The following is a 20157-nucleotide window of genomic DNA, read 5'->3' as shown; positions in this document are numbered from 1 at the left end:
GCAATTCGTTCCCCCTACGCCGCCCGCGTCAGGTTCAGGAACACATCCTCGAGGTCCGCCTCGCGCGTCGAGACGTCGACGATCCCCAGCCCCGCCGCCTGCACCGCGCCCAGCACTTCGCCGGCGTTCGCCTGGTCCTTGCGATAGGTGATCACCAGCACCCGCTCGCCCTTCAGCTCCACCTTCTGGAAGCAGGCATTGTCGGGTGCCGCCGCGATGTCGCGGTCCACCGTCACCTCGACCACCTTTTCCTGCGCCATGCCGACCAGCTCGCGCGTGGGCTTGTTGGCGATCAGCTGGCCGTGGTTGATGATCGCGATGCGATCGCACAGCTCCTCGGCCTCTTCGAGATAGTGCGTCGTCAGCACCACGGTCACGCCGCGCTGGTTGAGCTGCTTCACATAGGCCCAGAGCTGCTGGCGCAGTTCCACGTCAACGCCGGCGGTCGGCTCGTCGAGCACGATGATCGGTGGCGAATGGACCATCGCCTTGGCGACCATCAGCCGCCGCTTCATGCCGCCCGAAAGCGTCCGCGAATAGGCGTTGGCCTTGTCTTCCAGATGCACCGCGCGGAGCAGCGCCATCGCATCGAACCTGTCCTTGGTCACGCCGTACAGCCCCGCCTGGATCTCCAGCGTCTCCTTGGGCGTGAAGAAGGGATCGAACAGGATCTCCTGGTTGACGATGCCGATGCTCGCCTTGGCGTTGCGGGGGTGCGCATCGATGTCGAAGCCCCAGATCGACACCCTGCCGTCGGTCTTGTTGACCAGCCCCGCCAGGATGTTGATCAGCGTCGACTTGCCCGCGCCGTTGGGGCCGAGCAGCCCGAAGATCTGCCCGCGCGGCACCTCGAAGCTCACCCCGTCCAGCGCGCGCTTGCCGCCGGAATAGGTCTTGCAGAGAGTGTCGATCGCGATCGCAGCCTGGGTCATGGCCGGCAGCTTTAAGACCCTGCGCATCCGATTGCGAGCCCCCGCGCGCTTTGCTAAGGCGCGGGACATGATCGCCCCGCCCGAAGTCATCCGTACCGCCCACGCCCGCGTTGCCTGCGACGGCACCGGCCCCGGCCTGCCCGCCGCGCTCGGCCATCCGCGCGTCTATCTGCAGATCGACGAGTCCGGCTATGTCGATTGCGGCTATTGCGACCGCCGCTTCGTGCTGATCGGCGGCCCCGCCGACGGCGCCGACCAGAGCCAGCTGCCCGACCATCCGGCAGGCGCCAGCATCTGATCGTCGCGGGAGCGCGTGACTCTGCGCACGCGCCTCCTATATCGGTAGGATGAGCATTCCCACCGATCCCCGCGCTTTCCTCTATCGCGACGGGCTCGATCCCGATGCCGCCATTCGCCTGACCGCCTATGCGCTGGGCCAGGCCGAGGATGGCGAGCTCTATCTGCAATATCGCAAGTCCGAGGCGTTCGGCTTCGACGACGGCCGGCTGAAGACCGCCGCCTATGACACGCAGTCGGGCTTTGGCCTGCGCGCGGTCTCGGGCGAGACGACGGCCTTCGCCCATGCCAACGAGATCAGCGCCGCCGCGATCCGCCGCGCCGCCGAGACGATGGCGCTGATCGATCCGGCCAAGCAGGGCAAGGCGCCGCCGCCGCAGGGCAACAACCGCCACCTCTACACCGATGCCGATCCGCTCGACCTGGTGCCCTTCGCCGACAAGGTGAATTTGTGCCAGACGATCGACGCCGCCGCCCGCGCGCGCGATCCGCGGGTGAAGCAGGTGTCGGTCAGCCTCACCGGCCAGTGGAGCGTCGTGGAAGTGGTGCGCGCCGACGGCTTCGTCGCCACCGATGTGCGACCGCTGGTGCGGCTCAACGTCTCGGTGGTGGTCGAGCAGAACGGAAGGCGCGAGACGGGCAGCTTCGGCACCGGCGGGCGCATGGTCTATGACCGGCTGTTCCAGCCCGAGACCTGGAACCGCGCGATCGACGAGGCGCTGGCCCAGGCGCTGGTCAATCTCGACGCCGTCGCGGCCCCGGCCGGCGACATGACCGTGCTGTGCGGCCCCGGCTGGCCGGGCGTGCTGCTCCACGAGGCGGTGGGCCATGGCCTCGAGGGCGACTTCAACCGCAAGGGCACCAGCGCCTTTTCCGGCCGGATCGGCGAGCGCGTCGCGGCGCCGGGCGTGACCGTGGTCGACGACGGCTCGCTCCACGATCGCCGCGGCTCGCTCTCGATCGACGACGAAGGCACGCCGACGCGCGAGACGGTGCTGATCGAGGACGGCATCCTCAAGGGTTATATGCAGGACCGCTTGAACGCCCGGCTGATGGGGGTCGAGCCGACCGGCAACGGGCGTCGTGAGTCGTTCCAGCACGCGCCAATGCCGCGGATGACCAATACCTTCATGAAGGGCGGCAAGGACGATCCCGCCGAGCTGCTCGCGCGCGTGAAGAAGGGCATCTACGCCAAGAGCTTCGGCGGCGGGCAGGTCGACATCGTGTCAGGCAAGTTCGTCTTCTCCTGCACCGAGGCCTATCTGATCGAGAACGGCAAGCTGGGCGCCCCGATCAAGGGCGCGACGCTGATCGGCGACGGGCCGACCGTGCTCCACCGCGTGACCGGCATCGGCAACGACTTCGCGCTCGACGAGGGCATCGGCATGTGCGGCAAGGGCGGGCAGTCGGTGCCTGCGGGCGTCGGCCAGCCGACGCTGCTGGTGGAAGGGCTGACGGTGGGCGGGACGGCGGCGTGATCAGCCGCTGCCGGTAAGCACGTCGATCGCGCCGAGGATACGGAAACGCTCCTCGGCCAGCGATCCGACCCGCTCGCGGAGTTCCGCAGTGCGGATCGCGGCGGCGAATTCCGTCATCAGGACCCACGTCTCGCCGTTGATGTCGAATTGCGGGTGAAGGCGCGGCGTCGTCGGGGCGCTTTCGCCGGGCTTCGCGAGCGGGATGACGAAGCGCGTACCGATCGTTGCGAGATCATCGGCCTGACAGTCGATCACCAAGCCGCCGGCTGCCAGCCGATGCACGTCGAACTGCGCCATTAGAACAGACGATAGCGCTCGAGCGGCAATCCGTTCTCTTCGACCCAGCGATTATGGGCTTCCGCCCATTCGCGATTTTCCTCCGCCCAACGCCGGTCACGCTCTGCCTTGGCGGCCGCGCGTATAGCGGCTTCGCAGACCTGGGAGAGATTGAGGCCCACTTCACGCCCTGCAGCCACCACGCCCGTATCGAGCGACAGGTTCACCGCCTTGCGCTTGCCGGATGCGATCGGATCGTGCTTCATGCGGATAAGCTATGCGCATGCCCCATGCGCGTCAATCATCGGAGGCCGGCATGGCGCTCGTCGAACTCGGCCGGTTCAACCGGCAGGAAGCCTTTATCGTCCAGGGCCGGCTGGAAGATGAGGACATCCCCAGCTTCGTGTTCGACGCAGGGTCAACATTGCCGACGGCAGCTATCTGCTGATCCCGGTACGCGTGATGGTCGACGACGAGGATCTCGCCGCCGCGCGCACCATCGTCGACGCTGCGGGTGGCGCTACGCCGTAATCCCCTGGAGCAGCTTGGGCACGTCGCCGCTCTCGCCGCGCGCCTCGCCCATGAACCAGGACTTGAGCGGCGGGATCCGATCCACCGCCGACAGGCCGAAGCGCCGCACGGCATTGGGCATCGCGCCGGGGATGCCGAACAGCCGGGTGAGCCCGTCGGTCGCCAGCGCCACCATGAAGGTGTCGAGCCCGCGCCAGCGCTGGTAGCGCGCGAGCAGCTCGGGATCGCCCATATCGAGCCCGAGCCTTTTGCCGTCGACCAGCACCTCGACCAAGGTCGCCACGTCGCGGAAGCCGACATTGACGCCCTGCCCCGCGATCGGATGGATGCCGTGCGCCGCGTCGCCGACCAGCGCCAGCCGCTCGGCGGTGATCCAGGCGGCGTGGTGGAAGCCGAGCGGGTAGGAAGAGCGCGACGACAGCGGCCCCAGCTTGCCGAGGAACCCGCCCATCTTCTTCTCCGCCTCGGCCAGATAGGCGCGATCGGAAATCTTGTGCATTGCCGCCGCGTCGCGGGCGTGCACCGTCCACACCACCGCCGAGCGATGGCCGTTTGCGTCGTCGAGCAGCGGCAGGATCGCGAACGGGCCCTGGGGATAGAAGATCTCGTAGGCGATGTTTTCGTGGCTGCGCTCGTGGCCCAGCGTCGCGATCATCGCGGCGTGGTTGTAGGTCCAGCGCGCGACCTTGAAGCCGGCCGAATCGCGGGTCGGCGAGTTGCGCCCCTCCGCCGCGATCAGCAGCTGCGCGCGCACCGTCGCGCCCGAATCGAGCGTCGCGACCACGCCGTGGGCCCCGCGCTCGACCGAGACCGCGCGGGTCTGCATCCGCACGTCCGCCAACGGCGCGGCCTGCGCCGCCTCGTAGAGCGCGGTGCGCAGCACGCGGTTTTCGAACATATGGCCGAGCGCGCCGTCATCGTCCTCCGGCGCGAAATCGAGCTTGCCCGGCGCCAGCCCGTCGGAGACGCGGATGCCTTCGATCGGGCACCCCTTCCCCGCCAGCCGTCCGGCAACGCCGATCGCCTCGAACATCCGCATCGGCGCGCTCGCGATAGCGGAGGCGCGGCCGTCGAAGGTCGCGGCAAGGATGGTTTCCGGGTTTGCCGGATCGATCACGATCGAGCTGATGCCATGCGCATCGAGCGCCGTTGCGAGCGCGCTGCCGACCAGCCCGCCGCCGAGGATGAGAATGTCCGCCTGGTCCATGCGCCTGCCCTAGCAGGTTCGCACGCGCCTGCCAGCCGTCAACAGGTGCAGGGGCGGCAAACCCCTGCACCTGCGCGACCTCAATGCTGGTGCAGCCGCTCGATCATCCCGTCCATCCGCTTGGCAAGGAAGCCGGGCGAATAGCTGTCGCGATAGTTGCGCGGATCGGCCTTGGTCGAAGCCATCGGCTCGAAGGGCACGAAGCTCGTGGTCAGCGCGACGGCACCGCCCATCGTGCCTGCGCCCTGGATCGCCAGCGTCAGCTCGGTCACATGGAGGATGAAATCGGGCGGGATCGGGCACGGCTCGCCCATCCGCAGCGCGCGCGCGGTCTCGGCCACGCCGAGCATCTTGTCCTGCGCGCCCACCTCGCGGCGCTTGGCGCCGGCGACCAGCTTCTTGAAGAATGAGGTCTTGCCCGCGGCGTTGGCGCGCATCGTCGCGAACGATTTCCAGTGGCGCACGAAGGGCAGCACCCGTCCGCCCACGCCGAAGCCGCGGCCGAACAGCGGCTGGAGGCGAAGGCTGCGCGCCTTGCGGGCGTTGAGGCTGAGCTGCGAGAAGCGCTCGAGGAACACCGGCGACTGGTAATGCCGATAGGTGTCGGTGCTCAGCTCGCCCTCGTCGCCGATCACGCGCATGCGGTGGTCGGCCGGCGCCGCGATGCTGCAGGTGACGCGCGCGGTGACGCCGCTGACAAAATCGAGCGTCGCGACCGAAAAGTCGGGCGTGTCCGCCGGGTGCATCGGCTGGTCGGTCTTGTGCGGCACCACTACCTTCGAGAAGGCGGTGACCGAGCGCACCGGGCCGAACATCGCCAGCATCCACACCAGATGGTAGCCGACATGCTCGAAGGTGCAGCCCATCTCATATTCGTGGATATAGGGCCAGGGCGCGCCGGTGCGGCTGCGCCAGGTCTCGGGCTTCATCAGGTAGATGGGGTTGTCGTCGAACTCGGCATAGATCAGCAGCGGCTTGCCGATCGCGCCGTCGCGCACGGCCTTCCACATCGTCTGCACGCTGTCGCTGAGGAAGTTGCACGGCGCGCTCGACAGCACCAGCCCGCGCTCTTCGGCGATGCGGAACAGCGTGCGCGCTTCTTCGAGGTCGGTGGTGAGCGGCTTTTCCGAATAGACGTTCTTGCCGCCTTCGAGCAGCGCCCGGGTCAGCTCGAAATGGGCCTCGATGCTGGTGAGGTTGAGCACCAGGGTCACTTCGGGATCGTCGAGGATCGCCTGGAGATCGGGATAGACCGAGAAGCCGTAATAGTCCGAGACCTTGGCCGAGCGGGCCAGATCGATGTCGTACACGCCGCGCACGTCGATCTCGGGGTGCGCCCAGGCGGTGGTCATGTAATGGTCGAACACATAGCCGCAGCCGATGATGGCCACGCCCGTCTTGCCCGTGCTTTCACCCTGCATCTTCATTTGCCCTGTCCCCCGATCCGTTCGCGCACTGTATCCATGGTTTCCATCACCGCGATGCTGTCCGCCAACGTCATCTCGGGGCTCTCCTGGAGCCCCGCGGCGAGGCAGCGGCCGACTTCCTCGACCTGATAGTGATAGCCGTTGCCGGCGAACAACTGCCGGTCGACCTTGCCGGAGCGCGTCAGCAGGCCGTGCCACTGCGACAGCTTCTGCGGCAGCCCCTGCTCGCGGAGCAACGCCTTGCGGCCGAGCCCGGTGTCGCTCCCCTTTCGCCGCGGTGCCATCCGCTGGACCCGCACGCCATAGGGACGGAAGATCGGGCCCTCGAACGCGATGCTGCCATGCGTCCCGCCGATCCGAAGGCCGTTGTCGCCGAGCGCGCGCAGGCTGGTGTTGACCGTCGCCACCGCCCCGCCGGCGAAGCGCAGGCTGATCGCCGCGTCTTCCTCGACGCCGGTGTCGCCGATCCGGCCGAACGCCTCCACGCCCTCGGGCGCGCCGAACAGCCAGTGGAGCAGCGAGATCGGATAGACGCCGAGCTGGGCGAGCGCCCCGCCGCCGCGCTGCGGATCGAAGCTGGTATTCGCGGCATCGGGTTTGTTGGTGAAGCAGAAGGCGCCATGCGCCTGGCGCACCTCGCCGATCGCGCCGTCGCGGATCAGGTCGCGCAGGCGGCGGGCGGCGGGATTGAAGCGCGTCCACATCGCTTCCATGCAGAACACGCCCTGCGCGCGCGCCGCGTCGGCGATCCGCCGCGCCTCCGCCACCGAGGACGCGAACGGCTTCTCGATCAGCACCGCCTTGCCCGCCTCGATGCAGGCGATCGCGTGCCGCGCATGTTCGGAGGGCGGCGTGGCGATATAGGCCACATCGAAGGGCGACGCCGCGGTAACGCTGTCATAGCCCTCGGCCACCTCGGGAATGCCGAAAGCCTGGGCGAAACGCCGGCCCGATTCCGCGCTGCGCGACACCACCAGCTGCGGCTTGGCGCCCTTGGCATGGCGAAGCCCGGAGACGAACTTCGCCGAAATCCCGCCGGTGCCGAATATCGCCCAACGTGTATCCACCACTGAATCCCCCAAGGTCCTTGCCGCGTCGTGCCGGTAGCCAGGGAATCCCGGCTCCGTTGCTGATAATGCTCGCGGTTTCCACCAAAAGCAGCCACCGCGGATACGTTCCACAGGCGCACCGATTCCGATGCGCGGTTCGTTAACGGCATAGCAGGGATGAACTTGCTGCGCTGCAAAATGTTCGACGAGTCGAGTCCCGGATGCGATGGTACGCGTGCCGTACAGCGCCGCGCCTTGACGCCGGAGTCCGCAGGCGCGATGATTCCGCAACGTTTTTCCTTACAGATCCGGAGGCTGGGCGATGGCGTCCCGCGCAGAGGCGCCGCATTGGCGCGACACGATGAAGGCGGGCGTCCGTCGCGGCGGATTCGTCCTGGCGGGCACGGCGCTGTTCGTGCTGACGGTCGCGCTCGTGCTGGCGCTGCTGAGCTATCACGCCTCCGATCCGGCGCTGAACACCGCCGCCGGCGGCCCAGCACGCAACTGGCTGGGCCCGGTTGGCGCGTGGATCGCAGACATCCTCTACACGCTGGTCGGCCTGCCGGTGCTGCTGCTCGCCCCCGTCGGCCTGCTTGCCGCCCACCGGATGATGATCGACCGCCCGATCGAGCACCCGCGCCGGATGATCGGCAGCGCGCTCGCCGCCGCCGCGCTCGCCGCGATCGGGCTGGGGCTGCTCCATTTCGATTGGTCGCTGCCGCTCGACTGGCGCCTGCCCGCCGGCATGGGCGGGCTGATCGGGCTGTCGATCGCCGGCGGCATCGACTGGCTGATCGGGCTCGCCGGCGATCCGGCGGTGTCCTTCTGGGTCGGCCGCGGCATCGGTTTGCTGCTGCTGCTCGGCGGGCTGTGGCTGTGGTGGATACGGCTGGAGTTTACCTCGCCCCTGCGCCTGTTCCGCCTGCCGCGCTTCACCCGCTCCAGCGGTGAGGAGCGGATCGTCGCGGTCCCGGAGGGCACCGGCTTCCGCGCCCGGCCGCAGACCGCGCTGGTGTTCGACGAAGGTCCGGACGAGGACGACGACCTGCCCTTCGATCGCGACCCGCCCCGCGCCGCCGAACCGCGCCGCGTCGTGGTGCCGGACAATCGCCCCGGCCCGGTGATCGCCGATCGCACCGTCTCCACGGCGCCTGCCCGCGCCAAGCCGCCGGTGCAGGCCGCGCTCGACTTCAAGGACAGCTACCAGCTGCCCCCGCTCGACCTGCTCACCCCGCCGCCGGCCAACCGCACCGCGACGGTCGACAAGGCCGCGCTGGAGCGCAACGCCCGGCTGCTCGAAAGCGTGCTCGAGGACTTCCACGTGAAGGGCGAGATCGTCGAGGTCCGCCCCGGGCCGGTCGTCACCATGTACGAGCTGGAGCCGGCGAGCGGCATCAAGGCCAGCCGGGTCATCCAGCTGGCCGACGATATCGCCCGCAACATGAGCGCGATTTCCGCCCGTGTCGCCACCATCCCCGGCCGCACCGTGATGGGCATCGAGCTGCCCAATGCGACGCGTGAGAGCGTGAGCCTGCACGAGCTGATCGGCAGTCAGCAGTTCGAGGAACAGGGCGCCACCCTGCCGGTGGTGCTCGGCAAGAACATCGCCGGCGAGCCGGTGATCGCCGATCTGGCGCCGATGCCGCATCTGCTCGTTGCCGGTACCACCGGCTCGGGCAAGTCGGTGGGGCTCAACTGCATGATCCTGTCGCTGCTCTACCGGCTCACGCCCGAGCAGTGCCGGCTGATCATGATCGATCCGAAGATGCTGGAACTCAGCATGTACAAGGACATCCCTCACCTCCTCGCCGATGTGGTGACCGATCCGCCCAAGGCGGTCCGCGCGCTCAAATGGGCGGTGGAGCAGATGGAGGATCGCTACCGGATGATGGCCTCGGTCAACGTCCGCAGCCTGGCGAGCTACAACGACAAGGTGCGCACCGCCAAGGCCAAGGGCCAGACGCTCGGCCGCAAGGTGCAGGTCGGCTATGATCCGGAGACCGGCAAGCCGATCTACGAGGAAGAGACGCTCGACCTGCAGGTGCTGCCGCTGATCGTCGTCATCGTCGACGAGCTGGCCGACCTGATGATGACCGCGGGCAAGGAAGTCGAATTCCTGATCCAGCGGCTGGCGCAGAAGGCACGCGCCGCGGGCATCCACCTGATCATGGCGACGCAGCGCCCGTCGGTCGACGTCATCACCGGCGTGATCAAGGCGAACCTGCCGACCCGAATCAGCTTCCACGTCACCTCGAAGATCGATTCGCGTACCATCCTCGGCGAGCAGGGCGCCGAGCAGCTGCTGGGCAAGGGCGACATGCTCTACATGTCCGGCGGCAAGGGCATCACCCGCGTCCACGGGCCCTTCGTCAGCGACGACGAGGTCCAGGCGGTCACCGATTTCTGGCGATCGCAGGGCGCGCCGGATTACATCTCGGCGGTCACCGAGGAGCCCGAGGACGGCGGCTTCACCCTGGAAGGCGCGCCCGACGGCGAGGACAGCCCCGAGGAGCAGACCTATCGCCGCGCGGTGCAGCTGGTGGCGGAAAGCCAGAAGGCTTCGACCTCGTGGCTGCAGCGCCAGCTCCGCGTCGGCTACAACTCGGCGGCACGGCTGATCGAGCGCATGGAGCGCGAGAATTTCGTCTCCAAGCCGGACCATGTCGGCCGCCGCGAGGTGCTGATGGATACCGACGGTCGGCCGCTCTAAGGCAAGCCGTAACGGGATCGAATCGGGGCGGTACCGGGTTCACAGCCCGTTCAAGCCCCGCCCGCTACCCGGGCGACCAGCAATTCGGAGACTATCCCCGTGTTTTCCCGTCCCTTGGCCCTGTCCTTGCTCGCCGCGCCGCTGCTCGTCGCGGCCGCGCCGGCGCCCGAGTTCGCCCAGGTCCAGCAGCATCTCAAGGCGGTCACCAGCATGACCGCGGACTTCACCCAGGAAGACCGCAACGGTCGTGTCGTCGCCGGCACGATGACGCTCAAGCGCCCCGGCAAGATCCGCTTCCAATATGAAAAGGGCATCCCGCAGCTGATCGTCGCGGACGGCAGCAGCCTTTATTTCATCGACTACCAGGTGCGGCAGGTGCAGCGCTGGCCGATCGGCAACTCGCCGCTCCGCGTGCTGCTCGATCCGAATCGCGACATCAGCGGCTATGCGACGGTGAAGCCCACCGCCGATCCGCGCGTCGTCTCGGTCGAGGTGCACGACAACAAGCATCCCGAATATGGCCGGATCACCCTCGTCTTCCAGAAGGATGCGGCAGCGCCCGCGGGTCTCAAGCTCCAGGGCTGGGTCGCGCTCGACGCGCAGAACAACCGCACCACGATCCGGCTGAGCAACCAGCGCTTCAACGTGCCCGTCGCTGATTCGAGCTTCCGCTGGACCGATCCGCGACCGCAGGGCCGCACGCACTAATTTCGTTTTCCGTGCAATCGTTCATCCAAGCGACAGGTTCGCCGGTCTAAGAGCGTAGCGCGGATGGGGTTTTTGCCCGGGATTTTTCCCCCTGTTGCCTGGGCCTGGTACCCCTTCCCGCCTGCGTGACGAACGCTAGGTCGGCCCTCGCTCCATTGCCCCCGGAGCGGGGGCCTTTCCTTTTCCGGCTGGTCTGGCGCTGGCGCGAAGAATCGCTACATCGGCGCGCGTGAAGATCGCCTCCTGGAACATCAACTCCGTCCGCTTCCGCATCGCCATCGTCGAGCAGTTTCTGCGCGAGGAAGCCCCCGACATATTGTGTCTCCAGGAGACCAAGGTGATCGACGGCGATTTTCCCGAGGCGCCGTTCCATGCGCTCGGCTATGGCCACGTCATCAAGCACGGCCAGCGGATGCACCACGGCGTCGCGATCGTCTCCCGCGTGCCGCTGGTCGAGGACGACCGGCTCGACTGGCAGGCCAACCAGGAAGCGCGGCACGTCGGCGTGCGGCTGCCCAATGGCGTGCGACTCGAGAATGTCTATGTCCCCGCCGGCGGCGACGTGCCCGATCGGGCAGTGAACCCCAAATTCGGCCAGAAGCTCGATTTCGTCCAGCGGATGACCGAATGGTCCGAGGCGCTGTCGGTGCCGACGATCCTCACCGGCGACTTCAACATCGCCCCGCTCGAATCGGACGTGTGGAGCCACAAGCAGCTGCTCGACGTGGTCAGCCATACGCCGATCGAGGTCGAAGCGCTGGGCCGGCTGCAGGCGGCGCATGGCTGGGTCGACCTCGGCCGCAAGTTCATCCCGGCGCCGGCGCGCTATTACAGCTGGTGGAGCTACCGGGCGAAGGACTGGGCCGCCTCCGATCGCGGGCGCCGACTCGACCATATGTGGGCCAGCCCCGAGGTTGCGGAGAAGGCCGTCGCACACAAGGTATGCGAGCCGTGCCGCTCGTGGCTCAAGCCCTCGGACCATGTGCCGATCGTGACGGAGTTCGACTTTTGAACAACGCCCGCGCCGCCGCCGAAGCCGTGGACGCGCTGCGTCGCGGCTGGCCGATCGCCATCCGGGGGACGGAAGGCACGCTAAGGCTGCTGGCGATCGAGACCGGCGATGGCACGCGGCTGGCGTCGTTCGATCCCGCCGGCACCGCGCCGGTGCTGCTCTCGGCAGGCCGCGCGGCGACGCTCAAGCTCGCCAACCAGCGCGATGCGGCGACACCCGATGCGCCGGTGCTGGTCGAGCGCGTGGCGTGGCTCGACTTCGACGCGGCGACGGCGCTCGCCGATCCGCAATTCGACCTCGCGACGCCGCTCAAGGGCCCGTTCCGCGCGATTCCGGTGGTGCAGACCGATGCCGCGACGGCAGCGCTGCGGCTGGCCCGAATCGCGGGGCTGCTGCCGGCCTTCTTCGTGCTCGAAGGCGATGCCGAGCACGCCATCACCCTTGCCGATATCGACGCGCATGAGGATGCCGATCGCCTGCGCATCGTCGGCCGCGCGCGGCTGCCGGTGGAGGCGGCCGAAGACGCCGAGATCGTCGCCTTCCGCACCGACGAGATGCCGGGCGAGCATATCGCGCTGCTGATCGGCCAGCCGAACGGCGAGGCGCCCTTGGTGCGGCTCCACAGCGAATGCCTGACCGGCGACATGCTCGGCAGCCTCAAATGCGATTGCGGCCCGCAGCTCAAGGCAGCGATCGCCGAGATTGCCAAGAGCGGCTGGGGCATCCTGCTCTATCTGCGCCAGGAAGGCCGCGGCATCGGCCTGATCAACAAGCTGCGCGCCTATGCGCTGCAGGACCAAGGGTTCGACACGGTCGACGCCAACACCCGGCTCGGCTTTGCGATCGACGCGCGCAACTTCCGGGTGGCGGCGCGGATGCTGAGCCTGCTCGGCCAGCCGCGCATCCGGCTGCTCACCAACAATCCCCAGAAGGTGGAGACGCTGCGCGCCGCAGGTGTCGATGTGCTGGAGCGGGTGCCGCACGTGCTACCGGCAAACCCGCACAATGCGCGTTATCTCGCGACCAAGCGCGACCGGACCGGGCACGAGTTCTGAGCCTCCCGTGCTCCTGCGAAAGCAGGAGCTCGGCGACATCGTCAGGCTATCAGCCGCGCGACCTCGTCGAAATCGTGCGCGATATGGTGCACGCCCAGCGCCTTGAGCCGCGCGCCATGGTCCGCGGCGCAGTGCGAACCCGCGCACAGCCCGATCACCGTCGCGCCCGAGGCGACCGCCCCCTTCACGCCTACCGGCGAATCCTCCAGGATCACGCACTCCGCGATCGGCACGCCCAGCGCGGCGGCCGCGTGAAGGTAGAGGTCCGGGGCGGGCTTGCCGTTGGCGACATGCTCGCGGCCGCTGAACAGCTTGTCGCCGAACAGGTCGCGCACCCCCAGATGGCGAAGATGCGTGTCGAGCCAATGGGTCGGGCTAGACGACGCAATTGCCTTGGGCAGATCGGTGGGCAGGCTCTCCAGGAAGCGCAGCGCACCGGCCACCGCCGGCAACCCCTCCGCCAAGGCGCGGGCATCTTCCTCCGCACGGGCTTCATGGAAGCCTTCGGGAATCGCGCGGCCGATCCAGTGCTCGATCGCGGCAAGGAAATCATCCCCCGCCAGCCCCATGAAGTTCGCCATCGAGTGTTCGGGCGTGGTCGGGTGGCCGATGCTGGTCAGATACTTGGCGATCTGCTTGTTGCCGGCATATTCGCTCTCCAGCAGCACGCCGTCGAAGTCGAAGAGAATACCGGCGAAGCGCACCGGAATCATGCTGGGCAGGCGGCGCATCTCATTCATGCGCGGTCTCCGAACAGCGCCGTGCCGACGCGGATATGGGTGGCGCCGAGCGTCACCGCGGTCTCGTAGTCGCTCGACATGCCCATGCTGAGCCCGCCAAGCCCATGGTCGCGCGCCAGCTTGGCGAGCAGCGCGAAATAGGGTGCGGCTTCCAGACCCGCGGGCGGCACGCACATCAGCCCGACGACCGGCAGGCTGGCCGCCTGTGCCTCGGCGAGCAGCGCCGGCAGCTCGGCCACCGGGCAGCCGCCCTTTTGCGGCTCGTCGCCGATATTGACCTGGAGGAAGCAGGCCGGGCGGCGATCGGCCTTGTCCATCGCCTTGGCGAGCGCCGTGACCAACGACGGCCGGTCGACGCCGTGGATCGCATCGAACAGCGCGACGGCTTCGTCGGCCTTGTTCGACTGGAGCTGGCCGACGAGGTGGAGTTCGATGCCCGGCGTCGCCGCGCGCAGCTGCGGCCATTTGCCCTGCGCTTCCTGGACGCGGTTCTCGCCGAACACGCGCTGGCCGGCGGTGATCAGCGGCTGGATCGTCGCGGCGTCGTGGGTCTTGGAAACCGCGATCAGGGTGATGTCGGCGGGCTTGCGGCCGGCGATCTTGGCGGCGCGGGCGATCGCGGTCTGCACCGCGGCGAGCCGCTGGCTGGCATCGTCTTGAAGCATGGGGCGGGCTATAGGCACCCGAATGCCGACCCGCCACCCCCCAATCCCGCGCCTGTGGCTGATGACCGACCCGCGGCTCGGCGACGGGCTGTGGGGCGCACTGGCGCGGTTGCCGCGCGGCAGCGGCGTGATCTTCCGGCATTATCAACTGCCGCCCGCCGAGCGGCGCGCGCTGTTCGCGCGCATCGCTAAGGTCGCCCGGCGGCGGGGGCTCGTACTGCTCCGTGCGGGGGCGGAACCGATGCGCGGCGAGAGGGGCACCCATGGGCGGCACGGGCGCGGACTTACCACCTGGCCGGTGCATTCGCGCCGCGAGGCCATCGCGGCGATGCGCGCGGGCGCCGATGCGCTGCTGGTCTCGCCCGTCTTCCCTACCCGCTCGCACCCTGGCGCGCCGTTACTAGGCCCCGTACGATTCGGCTTGCTGGTCCGCGGCCTCAGCGTACCCGTCATCGCCCTCGGCGGCATGGACACGCACAAGGCCAGGCGACTCAAGCCGCTGGGCATCCATGGCTGGGCGGCGATCGATGGCTGGACCCGCTAGCCGGGCCCGAAGGATCAGAAGTGGAAGGCGGTGCCGATATAGATCGACTGGCTGTCGCGACGCGTATCTTCGTTGAACTGCGTCAGGCGATCGCGCTCGCTCTTGTAGCGCACGCCCGCGGTCACATCGAGGCGACGCGACACCGCATAGGAACCGCCCAGATCGAACGAATAGCTGGGCTTGTCGCCGATCAGCACCGGCGTGCCCGCCAACGGGCGATCCTCGCTCGCGGCGATCCGGCCGCTCAGGCGCTTGCCGGCATAGCTGAGCGCCACTTCGGAACGATCGCGGCTGCCCGGCTGGGTGTTCGCCATGTCGATATGGGTCACGTCGCCCGAAACGGCGAAGCGACGCCAGCCCACCGCGACGCCCAGATTATAGGCGATCGGCGCAAGGCTGACCGAGGCGGGCTTTGCGGTCGCGGAACGGCTCGCAAACTCCACCGCACGATTCGTGCTGGCGCGAACCGCGACATCGACGCCGCGCGCCGAAGCGGTGCGCGACTCGGCCGGGGTGAAGCGGAAGCCCGCGCCGTTCATCCCGCTGCGCGCCAACACGGCGGCGAGCTTGGGATCCGCGGATGCGGGAGTGAACCCGCCAGCGCCCTGCAGCGCCAGGGGTGCGGGGCGAACGGCCGCCTTCAATGCGCGGTCTCGTTCCTGTGCCTGGAGCGTGGGCGCGACGAGGAGCCCGGCGGCGCAGAGCGCCCCCAGCCCAAGTCCCGACATCCAACGTACCAAGCGCATTTGCATACCTCTCTAATGGTTGCCCCTACCATGGAATCAAAGCGACGTTCCACCGGTGGCAGCAATTTTCCCGGAGTGTTGCACGCAACCCACAGAATCGTACCATCTGCGACCAATCGGATACCAGCGCGTCGGCCTTGCTCCCGCCACATCCCGCCCTATAGATGCGGGCACTCATTCCCTTGCCCGGTAGGAAGTACGACGTCCATGAACCGCCTGTTGCGCTTTGCGATCCTGGGGTCGCTCGCTGTTTCCGCCGCCGCCTGCAGCCACAAGTCGCGCCCCAATGCCGACCTCGCAGCGTCGAAGGTGACGACGATCGGCGTCAACGCCTATCTGTGGCGCGCCACGCTGGACACGCTGAGCTTCATGCCGCTGCTCCAGACCGATTCGAACGGCGGCGTAATCGTCACCGACTGGTATGTGAATCCCAACGTCCCGACCGAGCGGATGAAGGTGACGGTGACCGTGCTCGACCAGGATCTGCGCGCCGATGCGCTGCGGGTCGCGGCGCTGCGCGAAGTCAACCGCAACGGCGCCTGGGTCTCGGCCCCCGTGCAGGCCGCCACCGTCCAGAAGCTCGAGGACATCATCCTGACCCGTGCACGCGACCTGCGCCGCGCGGCCGTCGCCAACTAACCGGAAGTTCATAATGGCGTCACGCTTCAATCCCTTGAAGGCGGACGCGACGTGGCAGAAGGCGTGGGAGGAAAACCGCACCTTCGCCGCCCGCGACGATTCGCCCAAGCCGAAGTCCTACGTGCTCGAGATGTTCCCCTATCCTTCGGGGCGCATCCATATGGGCCATGTGCGCAACTACACGATGGGCGACGTGCTGGCGCGCTTCCGCCGGATGAAGGGCATGGAAGTGCTCCATCCGATGGGCTGGGACGCCTTCGGCATGCCGGCCGAAAATGCCGCGATGGAAAAGAAGGTCCATCCCGGCGCCTGGACCCGCCAGAACATCGCGACGATGAAGGCGCAGCTCAAGCGCCTCGGCTTCGCGCTCGACTGGACGCGCGAGTTCGCCACCTGCGAGCCCGACTATTACGGCCAGGAACAGGCGCTGTTCCTCGACCTGTACGAGGCGGGCCTGGTCTATCGCAAGGAAAGCGCGGTCAACTGGGATCCGGTCGACATGACCGTGCTCGCCAACGAGCAGGTGATCGACGGGCGCGGCTGGCGCTCGGGCGCGCTGGTCGAGCGGCGCAAGCTCAACCAGTGGTTCCTCAAGATCACCGATTTCGCCGACGACCTGCTCGAAGGGCTGAAGGGCCTCGAGCATTGGCCGGACAAGGTGAAGCTGATGCAGGAAAACTGGATCGGCAAGTCGGAAGGCCTGCAGTTCACGTGGGAGTTGTCCAACGGCGAAGGGCTGACCGTCTACACCACGCGGCCGGACACGATCTTCGGCGCGAGCTTCGTCGCGATCGCGGCGGACCATCCGATCGCGCAGCAGCTCGCGGCCGGCAACCCCGAGGTGCAGGCGTTCATCGAGCGCTGCAAGCAGGGCGGCACCACTGCCGCCGAGCTGGAGACGCAGGAAAAGCTCGGCTGGAACACCGGGCTCACCGCACAGCATCCGTTCGACGCCAGCTGGCAGGTGCCGGTCTATATCGCGAACTTCGTGCTGATGGACTATGGCACCGGCGCCGTGTTCGGCGTGCCGGCGCATGACCAGCGCGACTTCGAATTCGCGACCAAGTACGACCTGCCGATCCGCCGCGTCGTCTCCGAAGGCGACAAGACCGATCCCAGGTTCGACGGCACCGAGGCCTATACCGGCCCCGGCACGCTGGTGAACTCGCACTTCCTCGACGGCCTCGACGTGGTCGACGCCAAGCGCGAGGTGATCCGCCGCGCCGAGGAAGGCAATTGGGGCACCGGCAGCACCGTGTGGCGCCTGCGCGACTGGGGCGTCAGCCGCCAGCGTTACTGGGGCACCCCGATCCCGATCATCCATTGCGAGGATTGCGGCCCCGTCGGCGTGCCCAAGGACCAGCTGCCGGTCTCGCTCCCCGAGGACGTGTCGTTCGACGTGCCCGGCAACCCGCTGGATCGGCACCCGACCTGGAAGCATGTCGATTGCCCCAAGTGCGGCAAGCCCGCGCGGCGCGAGACCGACACGCTCGATACCTTCGTCGATTCGAGCTGGTATTTCCTGCGCTTCGCCAGCCAGCCTGCGGACAAGCCGTTCGACAAGGCGGTGGCCGAGCAGTGGCTGCCGGTCGGCCAGTATATCGGCGGCGTCGAGCATGCGATCCTGCACCTGCTCTACGCCCGCTTCTTCACCCGCGCGCTGCGCCATATCGGCCGTATCGACGTGGCCGAGCCGTTCGCCGGGCTGTTCACCCAGGGCATGGTCACCCACGCCAGCTACTATCAGCTCGAAGAGCATGAGGGGCTGGAGCGGAAGGTGTATTTCGAGCCGACCCAGGTCTCGTTCCGCGCCGATGGCTCCGCCTATCTGACCGACACCGGCGCCGAGGTTACCGTCGGCCGCGTCGAGAAGATGTCGAAGTCGAAGAAGAACACCGTCGATCCGACCGAGATCGTCGACCAGTATGGCGCGGACGCGACCCGCTGGTTCGTGCTCTCCGACAGCCCGCCCGAGCGCGACCTCGAATGGAGCGAGAGCGGCATCGAGGGCGCCTGGCGCTTCGTCAACCGGCTGTGGCGCCTGTTCGATGGCCTGGAAGCAGCAGAGGGCGAGGACAAGGATCTCGACCGTAAGCTCCACCGCACCATCGCGGGCGTCGCCGAGGACATCGAGGCGCTGACCTTCAACAAGGCCGTCGCCAAGCTCTACGAGCTGACCGCGGCGATCGAGAAGGCCAAGCCCTCCGCCTCGCGCACCGCCGCGATCCGCGCGCTGGTCCGCGTCGTGGCGCCGATGGTGCCGCACATCGCCGAAGAGGCCTGGGCCGCGATGGGCGAGACCGGCATGATCGCCGATGCCGCATGGCCGGCGGTCGATCCGGCGCTGCTGGTCGACGACGAAGTGACGATCGCGGTGCAGGTCAACGGCAAGCTGCGCGATACGCTGGTGATGCCGAAGGGCGCGGCGAAGGACGTCGTCGAGGCCGCGGCACTTGCGTCGGACAAGATCGTTCGGCTGCTCGAAGGCAACGCACCGCGCAAGATCATCGTGGTGCCCGATCGATTGGTGAACATCGTCGCATGAACAAGACCGTCGCCCTGCTCGCCCCCTTCGCCTTCGCGCTCTCCGGGTGCGGGCTGCATCCGATGTACCAGGGGGGCAGCGGCGGCGCGGTCGCGACGACGCTGTCGGCGATCGAGGTCGCGCCGATCCAGGGCCAGTCGGGCTGGCTGGTGTCCAACGCGCTCAAGGACCGGCTGGCGAACAACGGCGGTGCGGCGGCGTACCGTCTCGAAGTGAAGCTCGACGACCAGATCATCGGCCTGGGCGTGCGACGCGACGACTCGGTCTCGCGCGAGCGGCGGACACTGCGCGCGCGCTACCAGCTGATCGACCTCCGCAATGGCCAGGTGGTGCTCGATGCCACCGCCGGGTCGGACGCGGGCATCGACGTGGTCGGCTCCGAATATGCCACGATCGCCGCCGAGAAGTCGGCGCTGGAGCGGCTCTCGGGCATCGTCGCCGACCAGATCGTCGCGCGTCTGGCGCGGACGGTCCGCGAAGGCGGCGCGCGGCCCAAGTGAAGGCCAATGCGGGCCAGATCCGCGCGGCGGTAGATTCGCCCAGGCCCGGTACCCGGCTCTATCTGCTCCACGGCCCCGACGAAGCGGGTGCCGCCGATCTCGCGCAGCGGCTCGGCAAGGCGCTGGGGCCGGACGTCGAGCGCATCGACATCGACATGAAGATGCTGCGCGACCAGCCCGGGCTGCTTGCGGACGAGGCGGCGTCGCTCTCGCTGTTCGGGGGACCGCGCTACATCCGGGTTTCCAATATCGAGGAAGGCGCGGCCGAGGCGATCGCGCTGCTGCTCGGCGCCGAGCGCGCGGGCAATCCGGTGGTCGCGATCGGGCCGAACCTCAAGACCAGCGGCAAGCTGGTCAAGGCGGCGATCGCCGCGCCGACCGCCATGGCGTTCGCCTGCTACGTGCCCGAAGGCGCGGGCGCGGCCCAGCTGGCGGGCACGATCGCGCGCGAGCACGGGCTGCGCCTCACCGGCGACGTGCCGCACCGGCTGGCGCTGGCCTCGGCCGGCGACCGCGCGGTGCTGACTCGCGAGATCGAGAAGCTGGCGCTGTTCCTCGATGCCGATCCCGAACATCCGCGCGATGCGGATGGCGCGGCGCTGGATGCGATCGGCGCGGACCTCGGCGAAGGCGAGCTGTTCGGCGCGATCGAGGCGGTGCTCGACGGGCGCGTGGCCGAAGTCGGCGAGGAGCTGGCCAAGCTGGGCGAAGGCGGCGGCTCGGCGATTCCGCTGCTGCGCCAGCTGGTCCGCCGGCTGATGACGCTGGCCGAACTGCGCGCCGAGATGGACCAGGGCGCCAGCGTCGACGACGCGATGGAACGCCACCGCGTCTTCTTCAAGGAACGCCCCGCCACCGGTCGCGCACTCCGCCGCTGGTCCGCGCCGCAGATCGCGCGGGCGATCGAGCGGGTGCGGACGGCCGAGCGGACGATGATGAGTTCGGGCAGCGCGGGGGAGTTGCTGGCGGAAGTGGAGTGCGTCGCGATCGCGCGAGCTGCGGCACGGGCGAAGGGCTGACTCGATCCTCCCCGGCGCGGGGAGGGGGACCGCCGCCGAAGGCGGTGGTGGAGGGGCCGCCGCGGCACGCGGCGGTA

At 68.3% G+C, this 20157-nt stretch carries 22 protein-coding genes; 13 read left to right on the top strand and 9 right to left on the bottom strand.

Annotation, left to right across the window (positions count from 1 at the left end; translation table 11 throughout):
• Positions 1–14 precede the first annotated feature (14 nt).
• Positions 15–932 carry an ABC transporter ATP-binding protein gene (locus GGR89_RS02505; RefSeq protein ID WP_125973199.1) on the bottom strand — a complete coding sequence of 306 codons (918 nt, stop codon included), beginning with the start codon at positions 930–932 and terminating at the stop codon, positions 15–17.
• A 67-nt stretch (positions 933–999) separates the two neighbouring features.
• Here GGR89_RS02505 and GGR89_RS02500 point away from each other — a divergent pair, with 67 nt between their 5' ends.
• Positions 1000–1230, top strand: coding sequence for a zinc-finger domain-containing protein (locus GGR89_RS02500; protein WP_019369149.1), 231 nt, complete (start codon positions 1000–1002; stop codon positions 1228–1230).
• Between the two features lie 49 nt (positions 1231–1279).
• Positions 1280–2707 carry a metalloprotease TldD gene (tldD, locus tag GGR89_RS02495; protein ID WP_125973197.1) on the top strand — a complete coding sequence of 476 codons (1428 nt, stop codon included), beginning with the start codon at positions 1280–1282 and terminating at the stop codon, positions 2705–2707.
• Here tldD and GGR89_RS02490 read toward each other — a convergent pair whose 3' ends face one another.
• Complete coding sequence (locus GGR89_RS02490; protein WP_125973195.1) at positions 2708–3004, bottom strand: CcdB family protein; 297 nt, start codon at positions 3002–3004, stop codon at positions 2708–2710.
• Positions 3004–3249 (bottom strand): type II toxin-antitoxin system CcdA family antitoxin, encoded by a 246-nt coding sequence (locus GGR89_RS02485; protein ID WP_125973193.1) that lies wholly within the window; start codon positions 3247–3249, stop codon positions 3004–3006. The genes GGR89_RS02490 and GGR89_RS02485 overlap by 1 nt, the downstream gene beginning before the upstream one ends.
• 50 nt (positions 3250–3299) lie before the next feature.
• Here GGR89_RS02485 and GGR89_RS22875 point away from each other — a divergent pair, with 50 nt between their 5' ends.
• A complete protein-coding gene (locus GGR89_RS22875) occupies positions 3300–3431 on the top strand; it encodes a hypothetical protein (RefSeq protein WP_425338735.1) in 132 nt (43 codons plus the stop codon).
• Between the two features lie 14 nt (positions 3432–3445).
• A complete protein-coding gene (locus GGR89_RS22870) occupies positions 3446–3514 on the top strand; it encodes a hypothetical protein (protein ID WP_425338737.1) in 69 nt (22 codons plus the stop codon).
• Here GGR89_RS22870 and GGR89_RS02475 read toward each other — a convergent pair.
• The 3 genes from GGR89_RS02475 to GGR89_RS02465 form a co-directional block, all read right to left on the bottom strand.
• Positions 3504–4721 carry a UbiH/UbiF/VisC/COQ6 family ubiquinone biosynthesis hydroxylase gene (locus GGR89_RS02475; protein WP_125973191.1) on the bottom strand — a complete coding sequence of 406 codons (1218 nt, stop codon included), beginning with the start codon at positions 4719–4721 and terminating at the stop codon, positions 3504–3506. The two genes, GGR89_RS22870 and GGR89_RS02475, sit on opposite strands and share 11 nt — an antisense overlap.
• Before the next feature lie 80 nt (positions 4722–4801).
• On the bottom strand, positions 4802–6148 hold the full coding sequence (locus GGR89_RS02470; RefSeq protein ID WP_206434262.1) for a Gfo/Idh/MocA family protein: 1347 nt from the start codon (positions 6146–6148) through the stop codon (positions 4802–4804).
• On the bottom strand, positions 6145–7215 hold the full coding sequence (locus tag GGR89_RS02465) for a Gfo/Idh/MocA family protein (RefSeq protein WP_164542616.1): 1071 nt from the start codon (positions 7213–7215) through the stop codon (positions 6145–6147). Before GGR89_RS02465 ends, GGR89_RS02470 begins: the two co-directional genes overlap by 4 nt.
• A gap of 304 nt (positions 7216–7519) precedes the next feature.
• Between GGR89_RS02465 and GGR89_RS02460 the strand changes: the two genes are divergently transcribed.
• From GGR89_RS02460 to ribA, 4 genes are all read left to right on the top strand, one after another.
• Entirely contained in the window at positions 7520–9907 is a 2388-nt protein-coding gene (locus GGR89_RS02460) for a DNA translocase FtsK (protein WP_125973187.1), read from the top strand.
• 114 nt (positions 9908–10021) lie between these two features.
• A complete protein-coding gene (locus GGR89_RS02455; protein ID WP_209092082.1) occupies positions 10022–10615 on the top strand; it encodes a LolA family protein in 594 nt (197 codons plus the stop codon).
• 229 nt (positions 10616–10844) lie between these two features.
• Positions 10845–11627, top strand: coding sequence for an exodeoxyribonuclease III (locus GGR89_RS02450; protein ID WP_125973182.1), 783 nt, complete (start codon positions 10845–10847; stop codon positions 11625–11627).
• Entirely contained in the window at positions 11624–12682 is a 1059-nt protein-coding gene (gene ribA, locus GGR89_RS02445) for a GTP cyclohydrolase II (RefSeq protein ID WP_125973180.1), read from the top strand. The genes GGR89_RS02450 and ribA overlap by 4 nt, the downstream gene beginning before the upstream one ends.
• Positions 12683–12723: 41 nt before the next feature.
• Here the strand turns inward: ribA and GGR89_RS02440 are convergent, their stop codons facing one another.
• Together GGR89_RS02440 and GGR89_RS02435 are read right to left on the bottom strand one after the other, a co-directional pair.
• The gene (locus GGR89_RS02440; RefSeq protein ID WP_125973178.1) at positions 12724–13422 is read right to left on the bottom strand and encodes an HAD family hydrolase; all 699 of its coding nucleotides are present in this window, start codon (positions 13420–13422) and stop codon (positions 12724–12726) included.
• On the bottom strand, positions 13419–14087 hold the full coding sequence (locus GGR89_RS02435) for a YggS family pyridoxal phosphate-dependent enzyme (protein ID WP_125973176.1): 669 nt from the start codon (positions 14085–14087) through the stop codon (positions 13419–13421). The genes GGR89_RS02440 and GGR89_RS02435 overlap by 4 nt, the downstream gene beginning before the upstream one ends.
• A gap of 22 nt (positions 14088–14109) precedes the next feature.
• Between GGR89_RS02435 and GGR89_RS02430 the strand changes: the two genes are divergently transcribed.
• Positions 14110–14631 carry a thiamine phosphate synthase gene (locus GGR89_RS02430; RefSeq protein ID WP_125973174.1) on the top strand — a complete coding sequence of 174 codons (522 nt, stop codon included), beginning with the start codon at positions 14110–14112 and terminating at the stop codon, positions 14629–14631.
• A 14-nt stretch (positions 14632–14645) separates the two neighbouring features.
• Here the strand turns inward: GGR89_RS02430 and GGR89_RS02425 are convergent, their stop codons facing one another.
• On the bottom strand, positions 14646–15377 hold the full coding sequence (locus GGR89_RS02425) for a hypothetical protein (protein WP_241213170.1): 732 nt from the start codon (positions 15375–15377) through the stop codon (positions 14646–14648).
• Positions 15378–15584: 207 nt separating this feature from the next.
• On the opposite strand from GGR89_RS02425, the gene GGR89_RS02420 reads away from it, so the two are divergent.
• The 4 genes from GGR89_RS02420 to holA are packed head-to-tail and all read left to right on the top strand — an operon-like array spanning position 15585 to position 20080.
• A complete protein-coding gene (locus GGR89_RS02420; RefSeq protein ID WP_125973172.1) occupies positions 15585–16016 on the top strand; it encodes a DUF3576 domain-containing protein in 432 nt (143 codons plus the stop codon).
• 13 nt (positions 16017–16029) lie between these two features.
• Positions 16030–18561 (top strand): leucine--tRNA ligase, encoded by a 2532-nt coding sequence (gene leuS, locus GGR89_RS02415; RefSeq protein ID WP_125973170.1) that lies wholly within the window; start codon positions 16030–16032, stop codon positions 18559–18561.
• A complete protein-coding gene (gene lptE, locus GGR89_RS02410) occupies positions 18558–19061 on the top strand; it encodes an LPS assembly lipoprotein LptE (protein WP_125973168.1) in 504 nt (167 codons plus the stop codon). The genes leuS and lptE overlap by 4 nt, the downstream gene beginning before the upstream one ends.
• On the top strand, positions 19058–20080 hold the full coding sequence (gene holA, locus GGR89_RS02405; protein WP_125973166.1) for a DNA polymerase III subunit delta: 1023 nt from the start codon (positions 19058–19060) through the stop codon (positions 20078–20080). Before lptE ends, holA begins: the two co-directional genes overlap by 4 nt.
• Positions 20081–20157 lie beyond the last annotated feature (77 nt).

Origin of the sequence: Sphingomonas trueperi, from assembly GCF_011927635.1 — a bacterium.
In the GTDB taxonomy this organism is placed as follows: domain Bacteria; phylum Pseudomonadota; class Alphaproteobacteria; order Sphingomonadales; family Sphingomonadaceae; genus Sphingomonas; species Sphingomonas trueperi.
This window is presented reverse-complemented; position numbering and strand designations above follow the sequence as displayed.

Excerpts from the sequence above, each read along its gene's own strand:
- GGR89_RS02505 (WP_125973199.1), bottom strand. The coding sequence starts at position 932 with ATGACCCAGGCTGCGATCGCGATCGACACTCTCTGCAAGACCTATTCC.
- GGR89_RS02500 (WP_019369149.1), top strand. The coding sequence starts at position 1,000 with ATGATCGCCCCGCCCGAAGTCATCCGTACCGCCCACGCCCGCGTTGCC.
- tldD (WP_125973197.1), top strand. The coding sequence starts at position 1,280 with ATGAGCATTCCCACCGATCCCCGCGCTTTCCTCTATCGCGACGGGCTC.
- GGR89_RS02490 (WP_125973195.1), bottom strand. The coding sequence starts at position 3,004 with ATGGCGCAGTTCGACGTGCATCGGCTGGCAGCCGGCGGCTTGGTGATC.
- GGR89_RS02485 (WP_125973193.1), bottom strand. The coding sequence starts at position 3,249 with ATGAAGCACGATCCGATCGCATCCGGCAAGCGCAAGGCGGTGAACCTG.
- GGR89_RS22875 (WP_425338735.1), top strand. The coding sequence starts at position 3,300 with ATGGCGCTCGTCGAACTCGGCCGGTTCAACCGGCAGGAAGCCTTTATC.
- GGR89_RS02475 (WP_125973191.1), bottom strand. The coding sequence starts at position 4,721 with ATGGACCAGGCGGACATTCTCATCCTCGGCGGCGGGCTGGTCGGCAGC.
- GGR89_RS02470 (WP_206434262.1), bottom strand. The coding sequence starts at position 6,148 with ATGAAGATGCAGGGTGAAAGCACGGGCAAGACGGGCGTGGCCATCATC.
- GGR89_RS02460 (WP_125973187.1), top strand. The coding sequence starts at position 7,520 with ATGGCGTCCCGCGCAGAGGCGCCGCATTGGCGCGACACGATGAAGGCG.
- GGR89_RS02440 (WP_125973178.1), bottom strand. The coding sequence starts at position 13,422 with ATGAATGAGATGCGCCGCCTGCCCAGCATGATTCCGGTGCGCTTCGCC.
- GGR89_RS02435 (WP_125973176.1), bottom strand. The coding sequence starts at position 14,087 with ATGCTTCAAGACGATGCCAGCCAGCGGCTCGCCGCGGTGCAGACCGCG.
- GGR89_RS02430 (WP_125973174.1), top strand. The coding sequence starts at position 14,110 with ATGCCGACCCGCCACCCCCCAATCCCGCGCCTGTGGCTGATGACCGAC.
- GGR89_RS02425 (WP_241213170.1), bottom strand. The coding sequence starts at position 15,377 with ATGCGCTTGGTACGTTGGATGTCGGGACTTGGGCTGGGGGCGCTCTGC.
- GGR89_RS02420 (WP_125973172.1), top strand. The coding sequence starts at position 15,585 with ATGAACCGCCTGTTGCGCTTTGCGATCCTGGGGTCGCTCGCTGTTTCC.
- leuS (WP_125973170.1), top strand. The coding sequence starts at position 16,030 with ATGGCGTCACGCTTCAATCCCTTGAAGGCGGACGCGACGTGGCAGAAG.
- lptE (WP_125973168.1), top strand. The coding sequence starts at position 18,558 with ATGAACAAGACCGTCGCCCTGCTCGCCCCCTTCGCCTTCGCGCTCTCC.